The following is a 16,072-nucleotide window of genomic DNA, read 5'->3' on the forward strand; positions in this document are numbered from 1 at the left end:
GTTTGTCGGCACGATGGCCGTGACGGGGAACTGGCTATGAGTTTTAACCTGTCATTGGAGCGGACCGCCTTCGGCGTCCGCTCACTTTCACGTTAGAGGGCTGTATGCGCTTTCGAAGCGAGATTGAGTCAATATTTGAAGGGAAGGCATTCTTACGGCCGCTCTTCTACTCATATCCCGGCGGCTTGCGCTTCGAGCTATCCGAAGGGGGCTCTGCTATTGAGCAATTCTTGCTCGCCCTTCGTAAGGCCACCACGATTTGCGCTGATATCTTTCCCGTGAGCAAGCCAATAACGGTCTGTCTTCGCGCATTCGGAAAGCCCAATCTCTTCGCTTACCGAAATTTACTGTCGGAGCTTCGAGCGGCGGGAATCTCAATTCCTCGGTCGCGCTGCTTGTGGTTAGTGGCACCTTCGCCAGACGATGATTTCGACGATGAAGACGACATCTCTTGGCTTCACATTGCATTCGAAGCACCAACCTCGTTACTTCAGAACCTTTTGTGGTCCGCATTTGCCACCGATTTTGGCTCTATTCGACCGCGTCCACGTTGCGACATCTACCTCTTCAACCTCAGCGACAAAGTCATGGTTTGGCCGTACGACGACCGGGGCATGGACGTTATTGGACCAAATCACCGTCTTCTGTCTCAAATCTACTCAAAGCATTCTCAATACCTCCTCGACTATGATCGCCAAACCATGGCGGCCACATTCGAGCCCTCTAACCCGCCGCTCAACACGGACGCTCCGCCTATCGGCGGCGCGCCGGTTAGCTAGCACGTTAGAAGGATCAGCATGGCCATTGATCTTCGCAACAGTTCAGGCGAATCAATTCAAATCAGCAATGGGCACTGGGCTGTTTACCTCACCCTTGCCGAAGCGTTCGGGTGGAAACCCCAAGGAACGTCACGCCCCCCAAGTCTTCCCCCAGATCAGCCATGGAGTGGTCAATACGCGAGTAGTGATGGGCAGATCGTCATGGATGCCGAGGCAAAATTGCTGGCGCAAATTCTTCACGCCGCAGCGGTTCATCCAAAGATCGAAATGGCGCTAACTGATGTAATTGCGAGGATTGAGTCCCAGATTGAAAGTTCCGGAACGGCCATTCCGGCTCAAATGAGAATGACGCCGAATGACTTTTCTAAAGAGTTCTCTCCGCTGCTGATGTTCTTGTACAAGGGAGAGTTTGTCATTGCGTAATCCTTCTAACTTTACAGTCGAGTGGGACAGCCACAAGCTGCGCTTGTGGTTCCCTTCGCTTCGCTCCGGCTGCCCCTCACTTCCACGTTATGTTTATGAGAGGGACACATGAACCATCAGCAGGTGAACGGCATAGATCTTTACAATTTTCAAAAAGATAATGATCGCTCTGAACTATTATTTTGGATGGGGGAAAGTTGTGCTGAATTCATTGTAAACAGCGTCATTCATCAAGTTTGCTCGCAAGTCGCCGACAGTGAGCTGCTGGGAATAAAAGCACATTCCGATCCAGTATTTCAAGTAAGAGTTGCAACCAAAAGAGGCAACAAAGTTTCCTACATAGAGGCAAAATTTCCGATGCAAGTTTTGATCAGGAATCCTCAAGGCGATATTCGGCTGGAAGTCACTGGCACTTATGAATACAGAGCGAATTTGGATGGTAGCCGTCCGCCTGAGATTACAAAATCATTCGACATTTCTCATCAGACATGGCTTTAAAACATAACCCCTCGTTCCAGCGGATCGCCTACGGCTCCCGCTGAACTCAAACGTTATCCAGCATGAACACGCGGCGCGTTCACGACCTGATGAGGCTGCACTTTCCTTCGATCGATCACGCTCGCCGGGAGTGGATGATCGTGGCCGATAGCAGCCAAATTGAAGCGCTCATAGCTGAGCATGTTCGCTCGCCAGAGGCGCTGGTAGAAGTCCATCGGAAGCTGGGTGCACTGCTGCCTATTGGCGAGGCTGCCCGCTTCGCTGTGACTCACATCGGGGAAGGCGAGATTCGCATCGCTGATCGCGCGTTCACCGGATTTGTTGTTGTTGCGCAGAACGGTGTTGCTACTGGATGGCGCACGCTGGATAACCTTTCGCTCCAGCGGCCGGCTTTGCCGCCCGCTGAGCTTTGACGTTAAGCCGCAAGTACGTGCTCGGGCAGAGCGGATACAGTTTCAAGAACATGCATTCTCACGAACCAAAGCTCATTGATTCCACGCGCCTGGCGTGCTTCTCTGCTGTGGGCGATGGAATGCATGTCGAGCTGGCCGCCGAAGCCGATGGCGAAGTTCTGGTCTCGTTTCGGGAGGACGAAGCACTCGGGCTTCAAGTGGTGCTTCACGGCCGGTCCCAGGATGTAGTTCTCTCGCTTGCGGATCTGAAGCGCGCCATTTCCTTAGCGGAGTCAGAAGTCCATCGAGAGTCTTTCTATGACTAGGCGGGTGCGGCTTAACCATTCGCTCAACCGGACCTGCGACGGCATGCCGCCTACGGGCCTCATTTCATTCTGGCCCTGCGGCGTCCTGCCGCCGCGGGCCGGTTAGCTCGAACGTTAAATGGCAATGCTCCCGCCGATCCCTGCACAGTACAAAGACTTCCTCGCAGCGCATGGCGCCTTCGAGGGTTTCACAACGGGTGAGGGGCGACCCGGCTACGTGGCTCTTTGGCCGATGGCGGACATTGCCGGCAACAACGCCGACATACAGATTCAAGACTACGCCCCCGGCTTCGTTGCGTTCGCTGGGGACGGGGGCGGCGAAGTGCTGGCTTTCGACGCATCAGGGGCGGTATTTCTGCTGCCGCTTGTTGGTATGGAGCCGCAGTACGCGATCAAGGTCGCGGACTCGTTCGCAGAGTTGGAGGCTCGCTTTGAAATTGCCATTTAACCTGCCGTTGGAGCGGCCCGCCTTCGGCGTCCGCTCACCTTCACGTTAGGCCCCAAAGAATCATGCTTCCTACTCGTATCGCAACTGCACCAGTTCCGCTCACTGCGCTCCTTGGTCTCGTATTGATTGGCAACTTTGCCTTTGCCGTCGTGTGGCCTCCTGAGTTCAGTTCATTCGTGATCAAACTCGCCCTCGTTCTGTATTTGGCGTGGGGAACACTTGGGGGCCGAACGTCAGCTTTGGTGCTTCTCGCGCTATTGCTGTTGTTCAGTGTTGGCACCAATCTCTACCAGGTCCACGAAGATCCCAATCCAATGTCACCGGCCTCATTGTTTCAAAGTGCCTATTCGCTTGTCCTGCTTGGCACGGTGGGCTACATGTGTTTTGCTCCGGCCGCTCGTCGGCACTACCAGCATGAACGCGCTCGAAATATCTCCGGTGGGGCCTAACCATTCCACCGAGCCGACACTCCAAGAGCTTCGCTCTTTCCGTGCGGCTCATGTCAAACGTTATGCCGCATGAGGACGATCCCCGCAGGGCGTTTCACCCTTGAACCCCAAGTGGCCGAACACGCACAGGAGATGTTCCGGGTGCTCAGCGATCCGGCAATCTATGAGTTCGAGAACGCGCCACCGGAATCGGAGGCATGGCTGCATCGTCGCTTCGAGCTGCTAGAGAGCCGAGGGCCCGCCGATGGATCCGAAGATTGGCTGAACTGGGTTGTCAGGCTGCCCAGTGGTCAGCTTGCTGGCTATGTCCAGGCTACTGTTTCTCGCGAAGGCTGGGCGTACGTTGCCTATGAGCTGAACAGCCAGTACTGGCGGCAAGGCATCGGCACGACTGCAGTGGCGGCCATGCTGCAAGAACTCAGGGCGGTGTATCGAGTTCGCGAGTTCGTGGCGGTACTCAAGGGCAAGAACTATCGCTCAAGAGCGCTGCTGCTGAGTCTTGGCTTTCAGGATGGCTCGGCCGCCCAAGTTGAGAGGCATCGCGACGAGCAAGACGAGATCGTCATGGTGTTGGCACAGGGAACGGTGGAACATGCGGCATAACCCCTCGCTCGAGAGCGGACTGTCCACGGCAGGCCGCTCAGCTCGAACGTTAGGCCTACAAAGGAACAGTACATGGACGACGCAGCGTACGAGAAACTTGAATCTCTTTGTGCTGACTTCCAAAGACAGTGGATCGCCATATTGCGAGACACGCTAAAGAAGCACAACGTACCTAACGAAGTCGCCAAATCAATCTGCGGTGAATTTAGCTTCGACTTATCAATGCTCTTTGACCAAGGCGAGATCGAGTACAAAGGTGGCAGCTACAGGCCATTTGTCGCTTTCACAGATGATGCTGAACAGCCATCATTTGTTATTGAGCCTAATGGCCCTCAATTTCATGAATACGCATTTGGTACAACCGACGAGGCCTATGAGTAAAAATCTCTACATTAACGGCCTAACAAATGGTTCAAATCGTTCGCTTCGCTCACTGGGACGGGCTAAAGCCCGCCCCTTAACCAAACGCTAGGCCGCGCAGTCCGGCAGCCGAGCTGTCGGCCGGCGGCATTCTGTCGGCTGTTTGTGCAGTCTGTCGCAAAGCCAAGGTCGCCAGCCCTCGTGTCCCCCGAAAATCTTCCCCTTCGAGCGCATGCCGCGCCACGGGAAAAAGCGATGCGATCACGAAGGATCATGGAGCGGGTATACGGTGCTCTGCTACTACTAACCTCACTGCTGCTCCTGCCCGCATACGCGCAGCTCACGTCATCGCCGGTCGCCCCGGAGCCGGAATCAGTCGTTGATGTTCAGTTCCGCAACGGCGACACCACTCTCGCGGGTGCGATCGTCAGCCCGGCAAAGATCATTGCGGGTGCAGTCATCGTTCATGGCTCTGGAAAGGAGACTCGCAACCTGGACCTTGCCAGAGCGCTTGCGCAACGCGGCGTCGCCACTTTGACTTACGATAAGCGGGGTACTGGCAAGTCGGGTGGCACGTACATGGGGCCCGAGGTCGGAACCAACAACGTCGATACGGCGAACCTTGAGCTGTTGGCAGACGATGCCAATGCCGCATTGAAGGAACTCTCGCGCAGAGTCTCGTCGCCTAGGACCCCGCTTGGGCTGATGGGAATCAGTCAAGCCGGCTGGATCATTCCGATTGCCGCAGCCCGCTCGCCTGATGTTAAGTTCATGGTCATCTGGAGCGGTCCGATGGTGACGACACTTGAGCAACTCCGGTTCCAGTTCTTCGCGGACGGTAGAGAAGACTTCTGGAAGAAGAATACGCAGGCGCGCATCCGCGAGCACATTCGATCCGGCCCAGACCGCTATCAGTTCACGGCGACCGATCCCACCACCTCACTGCAGAAGCTGTCGATTCCTGGTCTCTGGTTGTATGGCCGGCAGGATCTGAACGTACCTGCGAGCCTTTCTATCGAGCGACTAGAACTGCTGGCATCGACTGGCAAACGCTTTGAGCACATCGAATTCCCGGATGCGGGGCACCAGCTGCCGGTTGACGCAGCGCTTTCGGCCTCAATGAGTTGGCTTCAACGAACTGTGATCTCAACTCCGCCACAAGGTAAGTAGCCCGTCGAAGCGCAGCGCTGCCCACCCCCTCGCTCGAGCGTTGAACCGCATGAACGCAATCGTCGTCGGCACCGCCCATAGATCACGTGGCCCAAACGCCTTCCTGCGGCGCTTGCCACAACTCCCGCATTGGGCGCCACACATGCCAATGTCGATCCGGTTCGTTTTTTGTCTTGCTGTATGAGTGCAGTTGCTAGGCTGCTCTGAGGCGAGCAACGGCACTGGCTCCATCAGCAAACGGATCGGGGAGCTCGTGCATGCCCCTGGTGCCACAGAGGTGGATCTCCGAAAGCTACCGACATTCGGCTGGGAGTACTTCTATATATCCAAACCCGGCGTCTCTCGCGATGAGGTCTGCCAGCTCATTGGCGCTGGTCGCAGCGTTTGCGGCCGCATTGTTCGCATCGCCAAGGCCCCAGACGATCATGTCTACTTGATGTTTGGGCTCCATGGGCAGCTGACGCATATCGAACTTCATGCCTTGGCCAATGGGCAGTTCGACATGCAGATTCCACCGGAGGGCTTCCCCAAGAGCAATGCCGTCTTCAGGGTACGCCGCAGCACCACTGGCGCCGGTCAGGATGCCATCTTCTTGGAGCCCAAGTGACGCCCAGGCATGCATGCCTGCCGGCGGCCTTCGATGCCACGGCCCCTGACGAAAGATGCACGCCGGGGCCCCATGGCGCAGCCACCAATCTGGGCATGGTGCTGACCTGAGACCTCGCGTGCAATTTGTCACGCTTCCAACCCTGTGCGCATAATGTGCCGGCAAGCCGCCTCAGCCCGTCCCGGTGACAAGGAGCAGCATGTCGTCCGACTTGGTTCCAGATTGGTCAAGTAGCGAGGATGCCCCCAAGGCTGCCGTCCTGGATCTTGTTTTTGATCCTCGGCACATGCTCAGTCCTCTGCATGCGCAAGCCAGCTACAAGCAAGTCAGCGAGGCCTTGTTCACCGCACTGCCCAAGCCCCCGCGTGAGCTGGATTTGTCGCAGGACGAGGTGAGCTTGTCCGTCACCTGCCACAACACCCAGTCCCTGGTCGATGCCGCGCTGCGGCTACAGCAAGACCACCGTGCAGGCCATACGCAGCACAAGCTGAACTTTCGCTGCGGCATTCATGCGCTAAGCACTGCCAGCCAGCCGCAGCCCGCGGAGCTCAGCATGGCCCGCCGCCTGGCCGCCAGCGCCGAGTTGGGAGGGCTTTGCCTGAGCCCGCAAGCGGTCGATCGGCTGGAGCAGCCTTGGCGCCTGGGCTTGCATGACCGGGGCCGTCGGCCAGATGGCGCGGGCAAGGAGATCCATGTCTTCAGCCTAGAGCCCGACATGTCCACACCCTTCCACGCCCAGGACTCAGACTTCGGCGCCGTCCTCGCCGTGCTGCCACCGGACCTGGGCGCCCACAGCCCACGCCTGCTGGCCATGGCCGACTTGGTGGCCGACACCTTGATCCTTGCGCTCTCCCGTTCGTCGCAGCTGCGCGTGGTGTCGGCACGCTCAAGCCAGGGCCTGCGGCATTCGCGCCAGGCCTTGGCGGATGCGTTTGAACACCTGCGGGCTCACCATGTACTGCAATGCCGCGGCAGTGTGGGCGTGGGGGATCAGCTGTTCCTGCAGCTTTCTTTGCATGACAGGCAGGCCGGGCCCCAGGCCCCCCCGATGTGGCAAGACCGCATCGAATGCAAGCTGGAGGACCTGCTCTATGGCGAAGCCTTCGCGCTGCAAGCAGCCTGCACCGATGTGCACCGGCTCTTGCTGCACGCCAGCTTGTCGGTCAGCAAGACGGGGGTCTGGAGCTCTCTGGAGAACTACCAGATCTTCAGCGCGGCGACCCAGCTGATGCACAAGCTCTCGCCCGGCTGCCTGCAGCAGTCGGGGCAAATGCTGAGCTGGCTCATCCAACACCAGCCGCAAGCGGCCGAGCCGCTGGCATGGCTGGCGTTCTGGCATTTGCTGAAAGGCGTGCAAGGGCTGGAGCCGCTTGACGAGGCCGCGGCTCAGATGGGCAGCTTGGCCCGAGCAGCACTGGATCTCGACAAGGGCCACGCCCTGGCGCACACCCTGCTCGGGCACGCCCTGGCCATGCAAGGCGCCCAGCTCTCACTGGCTTTGCAGCACCACCAGCAGGCCTTGCAGCACAACCCCAGCTTCGCCCTGGCCTGGTCCTTTCAAGCCTTGGCTCAAATCTACAGCGACCAGACCCGCGAGGCCTGCGAGTCCGCTCGCCTGGGCCTGGCCCTGTCGCCGCTGGACCCCTGGCAGTATTTCCTGGAAGCCGCACTGGCCCACGCGCTGCTCGCGCATCAGCAATACGCCGAGGCGCTGAAGCATGCGCAGCTCTCTTTGCGCCTGTGCGCCAGCCATGCGCCGACCTTGCTCTACGTCGCGGTGGCACAAGTCCGCCTGGGGCAGCAAGCACAGGCGCAAAGCACCATGCAAAGCCTGAGACAGCTGTGGCCACAGACCACCGTGAGTTCATTCCGAGCCCGCTACTGGGGGCGAGAAGCCGCACACGCAGAGGATTTCGCCGAGGCATTGGCCCAAGCGGGCATGCCCTTGAAATGAAACCAGAGCCCCTCGAAGGAGAGTGATGCATGAGCACCGTGAGCGTTCTGAACCTCTTGGGCGGTGTCGGGCCGGCAGGTGGCGTTGGCCCCTACGGCGGGGTAGGTCCCTATGGCGGTGTGGGCCCTTACGGCGGTGTGGGCCCCGCCGCAGGCCTGGCCGTTACAGCGGGCGCCAACGAATGGGGCAGCGCCTGCCTGGTCCGCATGCAAGGCTATCTGACCCAAGGCCTGGCCGACCCCTATCCCCCCGCGCCCTGCCCCGGGTTCGACGCGGCGCCCTGGCTGCATTACGGCGCCGCGCACCGTGCCCAGTCCTTGTTGACGGAAGCGCTCAGCGGGCTGCAGGTGCGCGCGGACCCCGGCGCGCAAACCGTCTATCTCGAGCAGCTCGGCGCCAGCGAGAAGGGTCTGGCCTGGCGCCCCTTGCTCAGCCTACGGCGCCCGCCTCTGGACTATCTGCTGGCCCAGGCCCGCTTGGTGGACGACATGCTGCCCTTGCGCGAGGTGCGCCTGCCAGAGATCCACGCCCAGGCCGGCAACGCCCTGAGCTTTTTGCTCAGCGCCGCACAGCTGCCCTGGCATCGGATGCCGCGCACCCTGGAGTGGCTCGCGTCCGCGCTGGCGCTGCAAATGGCGCTGCAGATGCGCATCAAGCAAATGCTGGCCTGTCCGCGGCCCCATCAGATTCGCCCCAGCCTGTTCCCCATGATCGAGGTGCCCAGCCACGGCAGCCTGCCCAGCGGCCATGCCGGCGAGTCGCATCTGGTTGCCGCGCTGCTGTGCCACCTGATGCACCGGGCCCGGCTGCCCGATCTGCAGTCCCAAGTCCTGATTCGCATGGCGCTGCGCATTGCCGAGAACCGCGTGGTCGCGGGGGTGCACTACCCGGTGGACAGTTTGGCGGGCCGGCTGCTGGGGGAAAGCGTGGCCCGCTATCTCTTGGCCAGCGTCGCTGAGCTGCCGGCCCAGCCCAGCGTGCTGCGATTTGGCCATGCCGACTTCGGCCAAGCGGCGCTGGCCCTGCCCGACGAAGGTTTTGCGCCGGCGCAAAGCCCCGAATGCTCGGAAGTGGCCGCCCCGGCCGATGCGCCCGGCCTGCCGATGCTCAAGGACCACGCGCGCCTGTGGGAGCTGGTCTGCAGGGAATGGAATCTTGACAGCAGCAGCGCCGCAGCTGGCGCCGCTGCCGCCGCGTGATGAGCGACGCCGCCCCGCCGCTGCCGCCAGCGGCACCGCCCCGGCCGGCTCCCGCCAGCTCCGGTGGCAGCAGCTCGGCCGCCTTGCCGCCCCCGAGCCCAGCGGCCCAGCGTTGGCAGCGCCCGGCGAGCTGCAGCCCGGGCGACCCCTATCTGGACTGGGCCCTGGCCACCGGCTGGCAAGGCTTCCCGCCGATGCACAAGCCGGCAGACCCCGCCCTGCTCTGGGTGCCCCTGCTGGCGCCGCGCGGACGGGCGCTGGACCGAGCGCTGGCCCGCCTGGGCACCCGCCTCTGGCTCAACCCCGAAAGCCCGCCCGATGCAGATTGGCTCACCGTATGGGCCCAGGCCGGCGCGGTGGCGTCCTTGCGCAAGTCCTTGCGCGGCTGCGAGCTCTCGCAACCGCTGCCGGTGGACTTTGCCCGCGCGCGCGCACCCAGCCCCCCAACGGCGCGACGCGGCAAGCCGCCGCCCCTGATCCTGGGCAGCATTGACCACGGCGGCGCTTTCCTGAACGCGGTGTTTCGCGCGCCGGGGGGCAGCAAGTCCTGTCGCATCCTGTCCTACTGGGACCAGGCTTCGCTGCCGCCGCAAGACCCCGACACGCCATGGCAGGTGGCGCCCGCGGGCTATGGCCGCGAGCTCCAGCACGCCGCGCTGCAAGCGCTGCATCGTCGCTGCGCGGGCCAGGTCGCCAAGGAGCGGGCCCTCTACCAGGCCCTGGGTCTGGACAAGCTGCTGGCTGCCGCGGCCGCCGAGCAGCCCGACCACGCCACCCATGTGCTGGACACCCTGGCCGGCCTGCCGGCCCGGCGCCGCCACCCCGCCAACGCCAAGCCCAGCAGCCTGGACGCCGCCGCCCACGCCCCTTTGCTGCTGGTCTCGGTGCCGCGCGGCCTGGACGGGCAGACCACCGGCGCGGCCTGTGTGGCGCAGATTCTGGATGCCTTGCACCACATCCTGCGCGAGGCCGAGGCCCTGTCGCCGCAGGCTGCCGTGGTCGTCAATATCAGCCTGGGTGCGCTGGCCGGCCCGCACGATGGCAGCTCGGCGCTGGAGCAGGCCATCGACGAGCTGATGCGCAAGCGGCCGCGACTGCTGGTGGTGTTTGCCGCCGGCAACAATGGGGGCGATCTCTTGAACGACCCCACCAGCGGCACCAATGCCGCCGGCGTGCTGGCGCCTCGCCACAGCGCCCGTCTGAGCTGGCGCTTGCAGCCGGGAGACCCGACCGACAGCTTCCTGGAGCTCTGGTGTTCGAGCGTGGGCGGCGCCACGCGCCCCGCCAAGGCCGCCGGGCCCGCGCTGCAGTTGCGGGTGCTGGAGCCACTGCGCTCACCCTGGATCACGCTGGACGAGCAGGTCGATCTGTACCAGGGCCAGCGCTTGCTGGGACGGCTGCAGCAACAACAGCTCAGCAAGGCCGGGCGCAGCCGCGCCCAGCTCTCCCTGGCGCCGGTGCGTGGCGCGCGTGGCGGCCTGCCCGCCGGGCGTTGGCTGATCGAGCTGCGCAACAGCGGGGAGCTGCCGCTGGAGGTCGAAGCGCGGGTGCAAGGCGACTTGTCCCGCTGGACCGACCCCATCCCTGTGCAATCGGTGCTGGTCGAGGCACAGGGCCTGCAGCTGGGTCGGGCCGGCAGCCTCAATGGCCTGGCCACGGGCAAGCTGCCCCTGATGGTCGGCGCCGCCCACACCGAGGACGAGCGCGACTCGCTCTACACCGCCCGCCGCAAGCCCTCGGACCACGAGCGACGCCTGGCACGCGCCGTGGCCGACGAAGGGCCCTTGGCCTATGGCCTGATAGCAGCCGGCGTGCTCTCCGGCAGCGAGGCTCGCATGGGAGGCACCAGCGTGGCCGCTCCCGTGGCCGCGCGGCAATGGGCCAATCGGCTGGCGCGCGGCGGGCTGCCCCCGAAGCCCGAGGACTGGCTTGACTTTCTGAGCGCCGAGCAAGACCGGGGCCGATCCATGAGCCCAAGCCGGTCCAAGCGTCGCGCCCAGATGACGGCCTTGCGGCCCCAAGGCTGAGTGCTCTGCCGGCCTGAGTTCCAAGCAGAATAGCGTCCCGCGCCCGAGCGCCTGCTCCGGCCCCACCCTTGCTGCCGCCTGCCCACCGCCCATGACCGAAGCCCAACCCTCCCCGTACACGACCCTGCCGCAGTGGCCCCAGGCCTATCCGGACAGCGGCGCCAGCGCCACCCTCAAGCTCCTCAACGAGGACTTCATCGTGACCGAGCTGCCGCTGCAGCTGCCCAGCGGTGAGGGTGAGCATCTGTGGCTGGACGTCGAGAAGAACGGCGCCAACACGGCCTTTGTGGCCCAGCAGCTGGCCCAAGCGGCCGGCGTGGAAGAACGCGACGTGGGCTTTGCCGGCCTCAAGGACCGCTACGCCATCACCCGCCAGTGGTTCAGCATCACCCTGGCCAACAGCAAGACCAAGGGTGAGCCGCTGGACCTGACCCAGCTGCAGCACCCGGAATTCAAGGTGCTGAGCCAGAGCCGCCACCTGAAGAAGCTGCGCCGTGGCGATCTGCTGGGCAACCGCTTTCGCATCGTGCTGCGTGAGGTGCGTGGCGAGCGCGCCGCCATCGAAGCCAATCTCCAGCGCGTGGCGTCCCAGGGCGTGCCCAATTACTTCGGCGCCCAGCGCTTTGGCCACGATGGGGGCAATGTGGAGCAGGGCCGGGCCATGCTGGCGCGCGAGATCCGCGTGCGCCACCCCAAGAAAAAGGGCCTCTACCTGTCGGCGGTGCGCTCCTTTGTCTTCAACGAGGTGCTGGCGCAGCGGATTCAGCAGGGGCTCTGGGGCCAGAGCCTGAGCGGCGATGTGCTGGACGAGGCGGGCCGGCCCACCGGGCCGCTCTGGGGACGGGGCCGCGTGAGCAGCAGCGATCAGGCGCAGGCGCTGGAGATGAGCGTGGCCGAACGGCACGCGGTCCTGTGCGACGGCATGGAGCACGCCGGCCTGAATCAGGAGCGCCGCGCCCTGGTGGCGAATCCGGCGGAGCTGTCATGGGAATGGCCGCAAGCCGATCAGCTGGTGCTCAGCTTCTCGTTGCCGGCCGGGACCTACGCCACCTCGGTGCTGATGGAGATCCTCCACACCACCGAACCCGAGCGGCTCACGGAGAACGAGCCCGCGGCGCTCGACTGAGGCGCTCATCACGCCGAGTACGGCGGCGCGCTCAGAACTTGTCCGCCCGCGGGCCATTGACGGGATGGGTGAAGGCCACCAGGCCGTAGTTCTGCGAGTACTTGTGCTCCACGGTGCGCAGGATGAGCTGGGCCGCTGCCTGGCTGCACAGCACCTCGATGCGGATATTGCTGGACAGCAGCCACTGGGCGTCGCGCACGCCGCGGTTGCCGCGCCCGCGCACCTCCGAGACGGTGTAGCCCTTGGCGCCGCAGGCGATGATGTCCTTGCCGATCAGGGCTTCAATGGCTTCCTCGCAGATGAGGACCACGTAGTGGATGGTTCCCAGCGCGATGTCGGGTGGAGCTTGCATGGTGGATCAAACCCTCAGAAGGCGGCGTAGTACCAGCGGGTCATCTGGAAATAGAGCGGCACGCCCAGCACCACATTGAAGGGAAAGGTGACGCCCAGGGCTGCACCGATGGAGAGGGCCGGATTGGCCTCGGGGATGGCAATGCGCATGGCGGCAGGCGCGGCGATATAGGAGGCGCTGGCGTAGAGCACGGCCAGCAAGGTGGTGCTGCCCTCGCTCAGGCCCAGGGCATGCCCCACCAGCACGCCGCCCACGGCGGACACCAAGGGCATGAGGATGCCGAAGCCGATCAGGAACTTGCCCACACGGCGCAGATCGTCGAGCTTGGACGCCGTCACCAAGCCCATGCCCAAGAGGAAGAGCGCGAGAAAGCCCTTGAACATGTCCTGGAAGAAGGGGATCAGCGCGGCGCCGCCCTCCTTGCCCCAGATCCAGCCGATCAGCAGCGCGCCCACCAGCAGCAGGATGGCCTTGCCGGTGAGCACCTCCCGCGCCAGGTGCTTCCACTGCGTGTCCTTGTTGATGCCCTTGGCCAGCAAGACGCCGATGATGATGGCCGGAAACTCAAGAAAGACCAGGAACACGGACAGGTAGCCGTCATAGCCCACACCCTGGCGCGCAAGATAGGAGGCGCCCACGGCGAAGGTGACGACCGACACGGAACCGTAGTGCGCCGAGATCGATGCGGCGTCCGGGTGCGGCAGCTTGCCCAGGCGCAGCAGGATCTGATAGCCCAGCAAGGGCGTGCCGGCGCTCATCACCACCACCACCACGATGGGCAGCACCAGATGCAGCACCTCGGTCTGCGACAGCTCGAAGCCGCCCTTGAGTCCGATGGCGATCAGCAAATAGAGCGTGAGGGTGTCGTAGAGACCGCCCGAGATCTTGAGGTCAGAGCCCAGCAGTCCGGCAACGAGTCCCAGCACGAAGAAGCCAACGACGGGATCAATGCTCAAGGCAGATGTCCTCGAAGTTCCAGTTCACTGCAGCAGCGGCGAGTCGGCGCCCTCGAGCTCCAGCCCGCTCAGCTGGGCCTGCCCCGCCAGCAGGTTCAGGTACTGGCGCAGCGCGGTCACATAGGCCTGCTGGGTCAGCGTCTGCGCGATGGCGCTGCGCACCTGCTCAAAGGGCTGGGGCGTGCCGGCCTCACGCGCTTCAACCCGCACGATGTGGAAGCCAAAGCGCGTGTTCACCAGGCGCGGCAGCACGCCGATATGGGATTCGGCCTCGTCGCGCCCGAACAGGGCCGCGCCGAACTCGGGAGCACAGTCCTGGCGGCCCAACCAGCCCAGATCGCCGCCCTGGGCGCCGCTGGGGCAGTTGGACAGCTCGGCCGCCGCGGCGGCAAAGGCCGCTGCTTCCTCGCAGCGCAGGGCGATCAGCTGGGCCTCGGCGCGTTGGCGCAGCGCCTCGATGTCCACATTCGGCGTCACCGCGAACAGGATGTGGCGGGCCTGCACCCGCTCGCCCGTGCAGTAGCGCGAGGCGTGCGCCTCGTGGTAGCGGCGGCAGGCGGTCTCGTCGGGCACGGGCACGCGAAGCTCGCGCTCCAGCAACTGCTCGATGGCCCGCGAGGCCGCCTCGCTGAGCAAGCCGTCCAGGGCGGCGGGCTCGCTTGGCTCCAGCAGACCGGCGCGCTGCGCCGCCTGACGCAGCAACTCGCTGTAGGCACGCTGGCGCAGGGTCTCGGGATCTGGCGACTCGCCCACGCCATGCAGGGGCGCGCCGTTGACGCTGGCCACGGCCACGCGGTCCTGCGCGTCAGGCCCCATGGCAGGCTTGGTGCCGTCGGTCGCCGGGCTGGCGCCCGAGCAGCCGCAGCCGCCGCCCCCACCACCGCAGTGATTCTGTGTATCGCTCATGAGCCACTCCTGGGTTCAGCGCGGTGCGCGATCATGGCCGGGCGGCAGGGCGATGCGACGGCTGCGCACCAGCTGATAGGGCCGGGTCAGATAGGCCAGGGTGCCAAAGCCGCTCCACACATGCACCAGGCGGGTGAAGGGGAAGACCAGGAACACCGTCATGCCCAGAAACATATGGAGCTTGAAGATCCAGCCGGCCTCGGCCAGCAGCTCCACCGCGCCGCCGCGGAAGGTCACGATGCGCTGCGCCCATTCGGCCAGCTTCAACATCATGCCGCCGTCCAGATGCTGGGCCGAGAGCGGGATGGTGGCCAGGCCCAGGGCCAGCTGAACCCACAGCAGCCACAGCAGCAGGATGTCGCTGGTCTTGGAGTTGCGGCGGATGCGCTCGTCCGAGAGCCGGCGGTGCAGCAGCAGGCTCACGCCCACAAAACCCAGCAGACCGGCCACGCCGCCCACCACCATGGCCATCAGCTGCTTGCTGCCGGCGCTCATGAAGGGCTCGTAGACGAAGTGCGGGGTCAGCATGCCCACGGTGTGGCCGAAGAACAGGATCAACACGCCGACGTGAAAGAGATTGGAACCCCAGCGCAGACTGCCCGCCCGCAGCAGCTGGGAGGAGTCGCTCTTCCAGCTGTACTGGTCGCGGTCGAAGCGCAGCAGGCTGCCGAGCAGGAAGACCGCCAGGCAGATATAGGGATAGATGCCGAACAGGGCGAAATCGAGGGACTTCATACCCGCCCTCCTTGTTGAGCGTGGTGGATGGATGAATGCTTGCGCACGATGTGCACGGGCTGCGGGCCGCTCTGGCCGCGGACCGAGCAGCCCTCGAAGGCAGCCGGCTCCTGCCAGCTTTCGTCCAGGGACTCTTCCGGTGGCAGGGGCATGGGCCGGGGCTGCTCGCCCGCCAGGGCCAGCACCGCACCGATGGCGGCGGCATAGGGGCTCTCGCGCTGGATCAGCGCCGCATGGATGCCGTTCAGGATGTGAGCCAGTTCGGCCAGGAAGGCGCGCGCCGTGGCCGGCTCCTGGGTGGAGGCGAACTCCAGCACCACGGGCAGGTAGTCGGGCAGCTCGCGGGCCTGGGCGAAGGACTCGTCCAGCGGGGCCCCGGGCCCATGTACGGCCCCGTCAAAGAACATGCCGCCGGCCTCGTAGGTCTTGACCAGATCCACCAGGGCCGGGCCGCGGCTGCGCGAGTCCCCGTGCACATGCTCGAACAGATGCAGGCTGGTGGCACGGCCGCGGTCGAAACTCTCCACATAGCGGGCCTCCGCCTCGTAGGCGTCACCCCGCTGCAGCGTGGCCATCAGGTGGTCCAGCTCGGCCAGGCGCTCGGGCGAGAGTGCGGCCTCCTGCTGCAGGGCCTGGCGCAGCTCGGGCAGGGCCGCCCGCATGGCGGCGCCGGGATAGTCCAGCAGATGGGCCAGCACGCGACAGCTCAGGCGCAGGGCCGCGGCCGGCTTGTTTGCGTTCTTGTTGAACATCATCAACTCC

General features: G+C 64.0%; 19 protein-coding genes. 14 read left to right on the forward strand and 5 right to left on the reverse strand.

The genetic code is table 11. The features are described from left to right. The first annotated feature begins 104 nt into the window (after positions 1-104). From DFR39_RS16445 to truD, 14 genes are all read left to right on the forward strand, one after another. On the forward strand, positions 105-779 hold the full coding sequence (locus DFR39_RS16445; RefSeq protein ID WP_133604939.1) for a DUF3885 domain-containing protein: 675 nt from the start codon (positions 105-107) through the stop codon (positions 777-779). Between the two features lie 18 nt (positions 780-797). Continuing rightward, complete coding sequence (locus DFR39_RS16450; RefSeq protein ID WP_133604940.1) at positions 798-1,202, forward strand: hypothetical protein; 405 nt, start codon at positions 798-800, stop codon at positions 1,200-1,202. A 108-nt stretch (positions 1,203-1,310) separates the two neighbouring features. Continuing rightward, positions 1,311-1,700: a hypothetical protein gene (locus DFR39_RS16455; protein ID WP_133604941.1), complete on the forward strand. Its 390-nt coding sequence runs from the start codon at positions 1,311-1,313 to the stop codon at positions 1,698-1,700. Positions 1,701-1,762: 62 nt separating this feature from the next. Further along, positions 1,763-2,113 (forward strand): hypothetical protein, encoded by a 351-nt coding sequence (locus DFR39_RS16460; protein ID WP_133604942.1) that lies wholly within the window; start codon positions 1,763-1,765, stop codon positions 2,111-2,113. Between the two features lie 50 nt (positions 2,114-2,163). Then, positions 2,164-2,418, forward strand: coding sequence for a hypothetical protein (locus DFR39_RS16465; RefSeq protein WP_133604943.1), 255 nt, complete (start codon positions 2,164-2,166; stop codon positions 2,416-2,418). Positions 2,419-2,536: 118 nt separating this feature from the next. Further along, the gene (locus DFR39_RS16470) at positions 2,537-2,866 is read left to right on the forward strand and encodes an SMI1/KNR4 family protein (protein WP_133604944.1); all 330 of its coding nucleotides are present in this window, start codon (positions 2,537-2,539) and stop codon (positions 2,864-2,866) included. Between the two features lie 518 nt (positions 2,867-3,384). Continuing rightward, entirely contained in the window at positions 3,385-3,918 is a 534-nt protein-coding gene (locus tag DFR39_RS16475) for a GNAT family N-acetyltransferase (RefSeq protein WP_133604945.1), read from the forward strand. Positions 3,919-3,990: 72 nt separating this feature from the next. Further along, entirely contained in the window at positions 3,991-4,299 is a 309-nt protein-coding gene (locus DFR39_RS16480; RefSeq protein ID WP_133604946.1) for a hypothetical protein, read from the forward strand. 252 nt (positions 4,300-4,551) lie between these two features. Then, complete coding sequence (locus DFR39_RS16485; protein ID WP_162849564.1) at positions 4,552-5,448, forward strand: alpha/beta hydrolase family protein; 897 nt, start codon at positions 4,552-4,554, stop codon at positions 5,446-5,448. A 277-nt stretch (positions 5,449-5,725) separates the two neighbouring features. Continuing rightward, positions 5,726-6,055 carry a hypothetical protein gene (locus DFR39_RS19985; RefSeq protein WP_133604948.1) on the forward strand — a complete coding sequence of 110 codons (330 nt, stop codon included), beginning with the start codon at positions 5,726-5,728 and terminating at the stop codon, positions 6,053-6,055. Positions 6,056-6,341: 286 nt separating this feature from the next. Further along, positions 6,342-8,009: a hypothetical protein gene (locus DFR39_RS16495; RefSeq protein ID WP_133604949.1), complete on the forward strand. Its 1,668-nt coding sequence runs from the start codon at positions 6,342-6,344 to the stop codon at positions 8,007-8,009. 29 nt (positions 8,010-8,038) lie between these two features. After that, the gene (locus tag DFR39_RS16500; protein ID WP_133604950.1) at positions 8,039-9,208 is read left to right on the forward strand and encodes a phosphatase PAP2 family protein; all 1,170 of its coding nucleotides are present in this window, start codon (positions 8,039-8,041) and stop codon (positions 9,206-9,208) included. Beyond that, positions 9,208-11,235, forward strand: coding sequence for a S8 family serine peptidase (locus DFR39_RS16505; RefSeq protein WP_133604951.1), 2,028 nt, complete (start codon positions 9,208-9,210; stop codon positions 11,233-11,235). The genes DFR39_RS16500 and DFR39_RS16505 overlap by 1 nt, the downstream gene beginning before the upstream one ends. A gap of 91 nt (positions 11,236-11,326) precedes the next feature. Continuing rightward, on the forward strand, positions 11,327-12,361 hold the full coding sequence (gene truD, locus DFR39_RS16510; RefSeq protein WP_133604952.1) for a tRNA pseudouridine(13) synthase TruD: 1,035 nt from the start codon (positions 11,327-11,329) through the stop codon (positions 12,359-12,361). A gap of 31 nt (positions 12,362-12,392) precedes the next feature. On the opposite strand, the gene DFR39_RS16515 is transcribed toward truD, so the two are convergent. Genes DFR39_RS16515 through narJ form a run of 5 tightly spaced genes read right to left on the reverse strand, consistent with a single transcriptional unit; the run spans position 12,393 to position 16,062 of the window. Next, on the reverse strand, positions 12,393-12,713 hold the full coding sequence (locus DFR39_RS16515; protein WP_133604953.1) for a P-II family nitrogen regulator: 321 nt from the start codon (positions 12,711-12,713) through the stop codon (positions 12,393-12,395). Positions 12,714-12,727: 14 nt separating this feature from the next. Next, positions 12,728-13,669 (reverse strand): sodium-dependent bicarbonate transport family permease, encoded by a 942-nt coding sequence (locus DFR39_RS16520; RefSeq protein WP_133604954.1) that lies wholly within the window; start codon positions 13,667-13,669, stop codon positions 12,728-12,730. Positions 13,670-13,693: 24 nt separating this feature from the next. Next, on the reverse strand, positions 13,694-14,575 hold the full coding sequence (locus DFR39_RS16525) for a peptidylprolyl isomerase (RefSeq protein ID WP_133604955.1): 882 nt from the start codon (positions 14,573-14,575) through the stop codon (positions 13,694-13,696). 15 nt (positions 14,576-14,590) lie between these two features. Continuing rightward, entirely contained in the window at positions 14,591-15,310 is a 720-nt protein-coding gene (narI, locus tag DFR39_RS16530) for a respiratory nitrate reductase subunit gamma (RefSeq protein ID WP_133604956.1), read from the reverse strand. Continuing rightward, positions 15,307-16,062 carry a nitrate reductase molybdenum cofactor assembly chaperone gene (gene narJ / locus DFR39_RS16535; RefSeq protein ID WP_133604957.1) on the reverse strand — a complete coding sequence of 252 codons (756 nt, stop codon included), beginning with the start codon at positions 16,060-16,062 and terminating at the stop codon, positions 15,307-15,309. Before narJ ends, narI begins: the two co-directional genes overlap by 4 nt. Between the last annotated feature and the right edge of the window lie 10 nt (positions 16,063-16,072).

It is taken from the genome of Roseateles asaccharophilus (genome assembly GCF_004362405.1).
Taxonomy (GTDB): Bacteria; Pseudomonadota; Gammaproteobacteria; order Burkholderiales; family Burkholderiaceae_C; genus Kinneretia; species Kinneretia asaccharophila.

Coding starts and splice junctions, on each gene's coding strand:
- DFR39_RS16525 (WP_133604955.1), bottom strand. CDS start 14,575: ATGAGCGATACACAGAATCACTGCGGTGGTGGGGGCGGCGGCTGCGGC.
- DFR39_RS16505 (WP_133604951.1), top strand. CDS start 9,208: ATGAGCGACGCCGCCCCGCCGCTGCCGCCAGCGGCACCGCCCCGGCCG.
- DFR39_RS16480 (WP_133604946.1), top strand. CDS start 3,991: ATGGACGACGCAGCGTACGAGAAACTTGAATCTCTTTGTGCTGACTTC.
- truD (WP_133604952.1), top strand. CDS start 11,327: ATGACCGAAGCCCAACCCTCCCCGTACACGACCCTGCCGCAGTGGCCC.
- DFR39_RS16485 (WP_162849564.1), top strand. CDS start 4,552: ATGGAGCGGGTATACGGTGCTCTGCTACTACTAACCTCACTGCTGCTC.
- DFR39_RS16500 (WP_133604950.1), top strand. CDS start 8,039: ATGAGCACCGTGAGCGTTCTGAACCTCTTGGGCGGTGTCGGGCCGGCA.
- DFR39_RS16450 (WP_133604940.1), top strand. CDS start 798: ATGGCCATTGATCTTCGCAACAGTTCAGGCGAATCAATTCAAATCAGC.
- DFR39_RS16455 (WP_133604941.1), top strand. CDS start 1,311: ATGAACCATCAGCAGGTGAACGGCATAGATCTTTACAATTTTCAAAAA.
- DFR39_RS16465 (WP_133604943.1), top strand. CDS start 2,164: ATGCATTCTCACGAACCAAAGCTCATTGATTCCACGCGCCTGGCGTGC.
- narI (WP_133604956.1), bottom strand. CDS start 15,310: ATGAAGTCCCTCGATTTCGCCCTGTTCGGCATCTATCCCTATATCTGC.
- DFR39_RS16460 (WP_133604942.1), top strand. CDS start 1,763: ATGAACACGCGGCGCGTTCACGACCTGATGAGGCTGCACTTTCCTTCG.
- DFR39_RS16495 (WP_133604949.1), top strand. CDS start 6,342: ATGCTCAGTCCTCTGCATGCGCAAGCCAGCTACAAGCAAGTCAGCGAG.
- DFR39_RS16515 (WP_133604953.1), bottom strand. CDS start 12,713: ATGCAAGCTCCACCCGACATCGCGCTGGGAACCATCCACTACGTGGTC.
- DFR39_RS16475 (WP_133604945.1), top strand. CDS start 3,385: ATGAGGACGATCCCCGCAGGGCGTTTCACCCTTGAACCCCAAGTGGCC.
- DFR39_RS16445 (WP_133604939.1), top strand. CDS start 105: ATGCGCTTTCGAAGCGAGATTGAGTCAATATTTGAAGGGAAGGCATTC.
- DFR39_RS16470 (WP_133604944.1), top strand. CDS start 2,537: ATGGCAATGCTCCCGCCGATCCCTGCACAGTACAAAGACTTCCTCGCA.
- narJ (WP_133604957.1), bottom strand. CDS start 16,062: ATGTTCAACAAGAACGCAAACAAGCCGGCCGCGGCCCTGCGCCTGAGC.